This is a genomic window from Nitrosomonas sp. Nm166, from assembly GCF_900112825.1.
Taxonomy (GTDB): Bacteria; Pseudomonadota; Gammaproteobacteria; order Burkholderiales; family Nitrosomonadaceae; genus Nitrosomonas.
Genome location: NZ_FONE01000068.1, coordinates 1 through 7,214 on the forward strand (window position 1 = coordinate 1; position 7,214 = coordinate 7,214).

The 7,214-nt window shown below is 42.5% G+C and carries 6 protein-coding genes and 1 tRNA gene; all 7 read left to right on the forward strand.

Annotated elements, in window-relative coordinates; all coding sequences use genetic code 11:
- Positions 1 to 201 precede the first annotated feature (201 nt).
- The 7 genes from BM021_RS13990 (at position 202) to BM021_RS14020 (ending at position 6,997) form a co-directional block, all read left to right on the forward strand.
- Positions 202 to 291: transfer RNA gene (locus BM021_RS13990), tRNA-Ser, on the forward strand.
- A gap of 180 nt (positions 292 to 471) precedes the next feature.
- The gene (locus BM021_RS13995) at positions 472 to 1,740 is read left to right on the forward strand and encodes a tyrosine-type recombinase/integrase (RefSeq protein ID WP_090721625.1); all 1,269 of its coding nucleotides are present in this window, start codon (positions 472 to 474) and stop codon (positions 1,738 to 1,740) included.
- A gap of 105 nt (positions 1,741 to 1,845) precedes the next feature.
- Complete coding sequence (locus BM021_RS14000; protein WP_090721626.1) at positions 1,846 to 2,247, forward strand: hypothetical protein; 402 nt, start codon at positions 1,846 to 1,848, stop codon at positions 2,245 to 2,247.
- A gap of 99 nt (positions 2,248 to 2,346) precedes the next feature.
- Positions 2,347 to 3,090: a hypothetical protein gene (locus BM021_RS14005; RefSeq protein ID WP_090721627.1), complete on the forward strand. Its 744-nt coding sequence runs from the start codon at positions 2,347 to 2,349 to the stop codon at positions 3,088 to 3,090.
- 83 nt (positions 3,091 to 3,173) lie between these two features.
- Positions 3,174 to 3,395, forward strand: a complete 222-nt coding sequence (locus tag BM021_RS14010) for a helix-turn-helix transcriptional regulator (RefSeq protein WP_090721628.1) — start codon at positions 3,174 to 3,176, stop codon at positions 3,393 to 3,395.
- Between the two features lie 2 nt (positions 3,396 to 3,397).
- The gene (locus BM021_RS14015) at positions 3,398 to 5,434 is read left to right on the forward strand and encodes a phage/plasmid primase, P4 family (RefSeq protein WP_090721629.1); all 2,037 of its coding nucleotides are present in this window, start codon (positions 3,398 to 3,400) and stop codon (positions 5,432 to 5,434) included.
- A 390-nt stretch (positions 5,435 to 5,824) separates the two neighbouring features.
- Positions 5,825 to 6,997: a phage major capsid protein gene (locus BM021_RS14020; protein WP_090721630.1), complete on the forward strand. Its 1,173-nt coding sequence runs from the start codon at positions 5,825 to 5,827 to the stop codon at positions 6,995 to 6,997.
- The last annotated feature ends 217 nt before the right edge of the window (positions 6,998 to 7,214 follow it).

The window sequence follows — 7,214 nt, forward strand, 5'->3', positions numbered from 1 at the left end:
GTCGTCAATTGCACAAAAAATCGCTATAGTATCCATCGGAATCTGACTCCTCCAGTGATGAAGCTCTTTCTCATAATCGTTTCATCATAAGGAATTCGGATTCCTGTTACAGCTTTTCTTATGTCGAACTCACGTTAGATATGAAATGTCAGCAGGCTCTAGCCAAAAAGCATACTAAAAGGTATGATTCATACGTGGAAAGGAGGTGTGGCCGAGCGGTTTAAGGCAGCAGTCTTGAAAACTGCCGTAGGGGTGACTCTACCGTGAGTTCGAATCTCACCGCCTCCGCCAGAAATCTGTTTTATACCATCCAAAGACATACAAGAAACCCGCATAATTATTAGTAATTGGCGGTTTTTTTTGTTTCATGCAGTACATTCCCATCTATTGCAATCTACTATATTTTGTTGGTATTATTTTGGCATAAATACCAACATTCAAGAAAATATACCAACATTGTGAAGCGATGCTGTGAAACTCACTGATACAGCCGTAAGAAAAGCAAAACCACAAGCAAAACCATATAGAATGGCTGATGGTGGCGGTATGTATATTGAGATAACGCCTAACGGCTCAAAATATTGGCGTATGGCATATCGCTTTGCAGACAAGCAAAAGACACTGGCACTTGGTGTATATCCCGAGATAACCCTAGCCGATGCGAGAAGGCGACGAGATGAAGCCCGAAAGTTACTGACTAATGGCGCCGACCCGGGCGCAATAAAAAAAACTCAGAAAAGACAAGCCAAGATCGCAGCAGCCAATTCATTTGAGCTAATTGCCCGCGAATTTCATAAATTAAAAGCTCCCATGTGGTCAGCAAGCCATTCAACAGATTGGATTAAAACTCTTGAGCGTGAAATCTTTCCTCAATTTGGTGATATGCCTATTTCAGAAATTGACGCTCCTTCTGTATTAGATGCCATCAGATCAATTGAAGGACGAGGAGCTTATGAAGTAGCTGCACGCACATTGCAGCGAGTACGGTCAGTATGTGCTTATGCGATTGCAACCGGACGTGCAAGGCATAATCCAGCGTCAGAAATTAAAGGTGCGCTTGCACCTCAACCCAAGGTACAACACTTTGCAGCATTGACTGAAAAAGAACTGCCCTATTTCCTTCGTGCTGTTGCTGCATATCCTTGTTACCCTCTCACCAAAGCTGCAACGCGCTTATTGATGCTAACTTTCGTTCGCACTGGTGAAGTAAGGAGCGCAAAGTGGAGCGAATTTGATTTTGAGGCCAAATTATGGCTCATACCTGCCGAACGTATGAAATCAAGAGAGCCGCATAGAGTACCGTTATCAAGGCAAGCAATTGATACTTTATTAGTGTTACATCCATTAACGGGTCATGGCGAGTATTTATTCCCTAGCAGAACAGGAAATGGCAAGGTAATTAGTGAAAACACTGTTCTGAAAGTTATAGAACGTTTGGGCTACAAAGGGCGCATGACCGGGCATGGCTTCCGTACTATTGCTTCTACTTATCTAAATGGTGTAGGCATGATCCGACCTGATGTGATCGAGGCACAGCTAGCTCACGTGGATGGCAATGCAACGCGAGCTGCATACAATCGAGCCGATTATATGGAATATAGAACCGCAATGATGCAATTCTGGGCAGATACTCTTGATGCTATGGAAACAGGTATAAAACTGCCTAAGTGGATGGACTATGAACCGCACGCCCTTGATTATCGAACAGCACAAGTAATACCAATGCGCAATAAAGTATAAATGAGCAATAACCGCCACCTGACGGAATCAGGTAAAAGCGGGGTTATCAAGTGTAAGAGCACTTGAGCCCCTAACCACAACACAAACTAAATAGGAGTTTGCATCATGGCTAATAATGATTCTACAGTACCAGAAACAAAAACAAGCAGAATTGATCAATGCAGATCCAGCAATATCATGATTAAGTTATGGGAGCGCACAAGTCACACACTGACTAAAAAGGAATTGGAGTGGTTTTCTGCGGCTACTGAACATGCTGAACACATGATTATTTCATTACATGACACTATAGAAGGGGTTGGTTGCTTGGTTTCAGGTGATGGGTGGGATGGTAGTGTACGTTCCGGTAATTTTCAATCACATAACGATGTACCAGAATTACTTTATTCTATTGCTAATTCACTGGACACTATTCAGGGACTTATCCATATTGGAAGCTCAGCAGACCATAGATTAAAGTACCCTGAACTTTATCGGGAATCAGATGCGATCAAAGCAGTTAAATAAGATTTAGCGGCACACCACCCCTAGCCCGACGGGGCGAACAGCGGAGTCCTTCACCGCCTGGGGTGGTATTTCTTGAAGGATGTGCTTGAAGGAGTGCATATGGAAGAGATAGACGATGATATCGATTTAAGACTTGATAGCAAAACTCGCAAAATTCTCTCGAGAAAGTTAAAGGAGGCAATGCAAGCTACATTTTCAGAGGAACTCCCCGTTGATTATGATTTTGAGGTATTGGTAATGGTGGGGATTTTGGAAAGAACAGCAGAGGGTATTCTGTGGTCTCAAGAAATAGAGCTTAGGATCGAAAACCAGCAGCGCAGGCGTGAGCGCGTTGAATCACTAGCTATACATATTGAAGGTGCCATTGAGCAATTGAAACAAATAGATACTGCCGCACTTGGTTTTATAGCATGGCGTGGGTTTGAGGAAATTTCCAAAGCTGAGGGGGTGCCAAATGAATTTCCAAGCGGAATGGAAGCCGTTATGAACGCCGAACTTTGGCGTGAAAGCAATATTTCCGCAATGACCAATTTTGCCCTAGGAATAAGAAAAGCGATTGCTGAGCTTCCACTGCTGCCGTCAAGGAATGAAGGAAAAGATACACCCTTATATGCATTATCCAAAGAATTGTCAGCAGCAGTGATGGTCGAGCGTCTTTTTTTAGAGAGGGGATTAAATTTTACTATATCAAATAGTGGCCTTGCTGCTGAGTGTTTGCGGGCTGTTTATACATTGGCCGAGTTAGATATTGATCGGGTGGATTATTGGTTGAAAAAAGCACGAGATCGTTATGATTCAATGACAAGCTATTATTCCCGCTTACGAAAACTTAAAGAAGAATAGCTGCGTAGTTTCGTTATTCAAATACCTAGCTTTTGTTTATCTTGCATTCCACTGCAACTTGCAGTCTATTCGGAGACAATGGAATGCAATTAAACATTCAAACAAGAACAACAACTTTTTTACGTTTACCTAAAGTTCGCGAAATTGCTGGTGGAGTAGCATCGTCCACAATATGGGGATGGGTCAAAGCCGGTAAATTCCCGAAGCCAATTAAATTATCTGAAAACTGCACTGCATGGAAAGCAGCAGATGTAGAGGCATGGGCACAAGATCGCATTGCTGCTAGTCAAGATGCAGAGGTGTAACCATGCCAACCACAAAAGAAAACGCCCTGCTTTCCGGACAGGGCGCATTTGGAACAACAACCAGTTCGAATTATACCACTAATAACCTTGATCGGCTTTTAAACCAACTGCATAAAGTTAAACAAACCGGTCGTGATCAATACATTGCGATCTGTCCGAGCCATGCTGATAAGCACCCAAGTCTTGCAATTCGTCAACCAGACGATAGCAAAATCTTAATTAAGTGCTTTGCTGGCTGCTCAGCTCATGAAATCGTTAGCGCGGTTGGCTTGTCTTTATCTGACTTATTCCCTAAAGAATCAACCTACTCAAGCCCGATAAAAAATCCATTCCCAGCAGCTAGCGTACTCCGCTGTATTCAAACTGAAGCACTTATAGTTGTCACGGCGGCGTGCAACATTGCTAATGGCGTGACGCTATCTAATGAAGATTTGCAGCGGCTTGTACTGGCAGCCTCAAGAATTGGAGGGCATATGAATAATTTTAGAGATCAAAGCGCAGAAATAGGGGCTGAATTTCTAGATAAAAAATATTTCAGCAATATTAAAAAATCCAGCACAAACAGCACTTCTAACACTGGTAAGGATTTCAGCGAAACTAATACAGCACTAATCCAGCATCTATCAAGCACCAAGCCCAAGATAGGTAATGATTCCTTGATTGTTGTTATTGAAGGTGAGAAAGGCGGGACTAGAAAATCACTGCTCATTGAATCAAAGGCAGCAGAAATATTGCAAGAATCACTGACAGGATTTCTTGCTCACGATACTAAATCTCAAACTTGGCACGAATTCATAGGTACGCATTGGGAGCCGCTGGAAACAGCGCAACAGGCCGATAAAATTTTAGTTGACCTGCTTTATAAAGGTGCTGGCAGTATTGGATTTAAAACAGCATATAAGAATGGTATCAAGTCCTTATTGGTAGATGGCGACATGTTGTCCTTACCAAAAACCACCTCTGGGAAGCTTCCATTCATCAACGGATTATTGGATTTAAAAACTAAAAGGCTGGAATCCATAACACCGGAAAACGCGCAAACTTGGTGCTTGCCTTATGAATACAAAGCTGGTGCTGATTGCCCGAATATCAAAGCATGGCTACTTATTGCAGTAGATAACGATAGCGAAACTGTTGAGTTTATTAGAGCGATTATGGCGGCGGTTCTGCATGGCCGTAATGATCTTCAAAAGTTTCTACACCTAAAAGGCAGAGGCGGCACTGGCAAAGGTGTGTTAATGCGATTACTTACAGCGTTAATTGGTGAGAAAAATACTGTTGAAACAAAACTGGATCAATTAGAGCAAAACCGCTTTGAAGCAGCCATGCTTTATAACAAAAGGCTTGCTTTAATAACAGAATCCGATAAATACGGTGGTTCAATCAACAATCTAAAAGCGATTACAGGGCAAGACCGGATTAGATTAGAGCGTAAACACCAGCAACAATTAGGCAGTTTTGTTTTTCAGGGTTGGGTTGTTATGGCAAGCAATGAATCCCTGCAAGTAACAGATCATACCAGCGGCCTTGATAGAAGGCGCATAACGGTAATATTTGACCGCAGCGCAACTAATGAAGAAAAACAAGCTTGGGAGCGTCAAGGCGGTGAAGAAGCTGTTTTGCACAGTGAATTGCCGGGTTTGGTCAACTGGTTGCTTGAATTGTCGCAAGAAGAAATATCCAAAATTATTCGCAATCCGCCCGAGCGAATACGCGGGGCTGACCTTGAAGCAATGACGGCCACTAATCCTATTGCAGATTGGTTATTGGAATGCACCGAAGCAGATCCGAATGCTTGGACACAAATAGGTGATAAGCGGGAAATTAGAGAGCCTGGCTATGAAACTACCTACCAGAACACAGATTCCTGGCTGTATGCAAATTATCTTCAGTGGTGCTTACGCTCTCACAAAACAGCGCTTGCAATTCGCCGTTTCAGAGAATTATTGATTCAAACCTGCGAAACCTTAAACAGAAGCGTCTATGAATCAAGGCGCAGCAGCGGACGCGGCATTTCTGGAATAAGGATCAAATCATGATTAGTGCTGGATTATCTCAAAAATGCTGGTTCTATTCTGCTTTATGTTGCTTGAAACCCGCACCAATGCTTGATGTGTCGGAAGTGCTGCATTTTTCGCTAATTTTGTTTTGTGAGAAAAAATCATGCAGATAGAAACGAGTTGATCAGTAGCATGAAAAAATTATATTAATATTTTAAATCAATATGTTATATGTTATAATGAACAAAATTCTCGACTAGCGCGAGGTTGGTCGAGTGACGATGGCATAAGCTAACGAGAGGTTGGTAATGCTATCGAAAAAGAATGAAATATCGAGTGCTGAATATGGCTTAACGAGACGTGGCGTTCAAAAACAAGATTATTTTCATTTTGAAAAACTTTTAATTAATTTAATTGGAGCAATTTGAAATGAGTCAAACACAATTTGAAGCACCAAGAAAAAATAGTGAAGCGGTACAAACTCTCATGGATGCATTCACTGAATTTAAAAACGCGAACGATGAAAGACTGAATAATCGTGATAAAGCTATTAATAGCAAGATCGATGAGGTGCAATCAAGTTTTGACCGCGTTGAGGAATTACTAAACCGGCCATTTAATGGTGTAAGTTCTCAAGCAAATGCAGTGAAGCCTAATCGTTATGCTGTAACGGTTCAAGGAAAGAAAATCCCTGTGCTTGGACGTGAGGATAAGCTATCTAATCATTTCCGCCCACCGGCTTCTTACGATGAGCCAGAATGGAATCTGGGTGATTTTGTTAAGAACAGCATGGGGCTGTCTAATCAACGCAGCAATGCTGTTTTAGAACGTGGCACAGCAACAACCCCTGAGTTTCTTACAAGCCAGATCATTGATGATGTGCGATCAAGAACGGCACTCATCCAATCAGGAGCGTTAACCCTGCCGATAGAGGGCAAGACAGCGATTGCTAGAATAGATACTGACCCAATCGCCTATCTCCATAGCGAAGGTACTGACGATATTTTGGAATCTTTACCTGTATTCTCACCAGTGGAGCTGGATCCGTCAATGATTGCCGTTCAAGTCCCCTTATCGGTTGAACTGGTGGCTGACTCAGCAAACCTTGACCTTCTGCTAAGAACCAGTATCGCGGCGGCAGTAGCTAAGAAATTAGATACTCTAGGTATCACAGCATTACTCGCTGACACCAATATAGAGGAGTCTTCGGTAAATCAAAGCACTGAAGAATGGAGCGGCTTACTTGCTGCAGCCGGATCACATATAGCATTGAATGGTGACTGGCCGAAAGCAGTGATATCGAATGCTAGTGATTATGTATTACGTGTAAGACAAGTGGGAGGTGATGGTCACTGGTTAGGTGCGCCACCTAATATGATTAAAACGTTTGATTTGTTCACCAATGCAATGACCGCAGGAAAAGCGATTCTTGGAGACTTTGAAAAAGGATTATTGCTTGCAATGCGGCAGGAGTTAAGGCTTGAAGTCGTACGCTGGCAGAAGCCCGGATCAGCAACTCATTTGCTTTGTGCCTATATGCGAGCTGGTTTCTACACAATACAGCCAAAGGCATTGTTCAGACAATTAAAGACAGTAGTTTAATCGCCCTGGCGGCTAGGGACGCATAAGCGTATAAGCCGATGTGCGTTAGACGGTTAGCCCCAATATTGCACGAAGGTAAGTGGCAATTCCCAAATAATTCTTTATAATTCAGTTACCTACGTCGAATAAAGAAAAGGAATTGCCAGTGACAAAGTGTACCCATAAATCATTTAATTTTCCAGGTGTAAAAAAGCGTACTGTTGAAGTAAATTTCCAG

Excerpts from the sequence above, each read along its gene's own strand:
- BM021_RS14000 (WP_090721626.1), top strand. The coding sequence starts at position 1,846 with ATGGCTAATAATGATTCTACAGTACCAGAAACAAAAACAAGCAGAATT.
- BM021_RS14005 (WP_090721627.1), top strand. The coding sequence starts at position 2,347 with ATGGAAGAGATAGACGATGATATCGATTTAAGACTTGATAGCAAAACT.
- BM021_RS14010 (WP_090721628.1), top strand. The coding sequence starts at position 3,174 with ATGCAATTAAACATTCAAACAAGAACAACAACTTTTTTACGTTTACCT.
- BM021_RS14015 (WP_090721629.1), top strand. The coding sequence starts at position 3,398 with ATGCCAACCACAAAAGAAAACGCCCTGCTTTCCGGACAGGGCGCATTT.
- BM021_RS14020 (WP_090721630.1), top strand. The coding sequence starts at position 5,825 with ATGAGTCAAACACAATTTGAAGCACCAAGAAAAAATAGTGAAGCGGTA.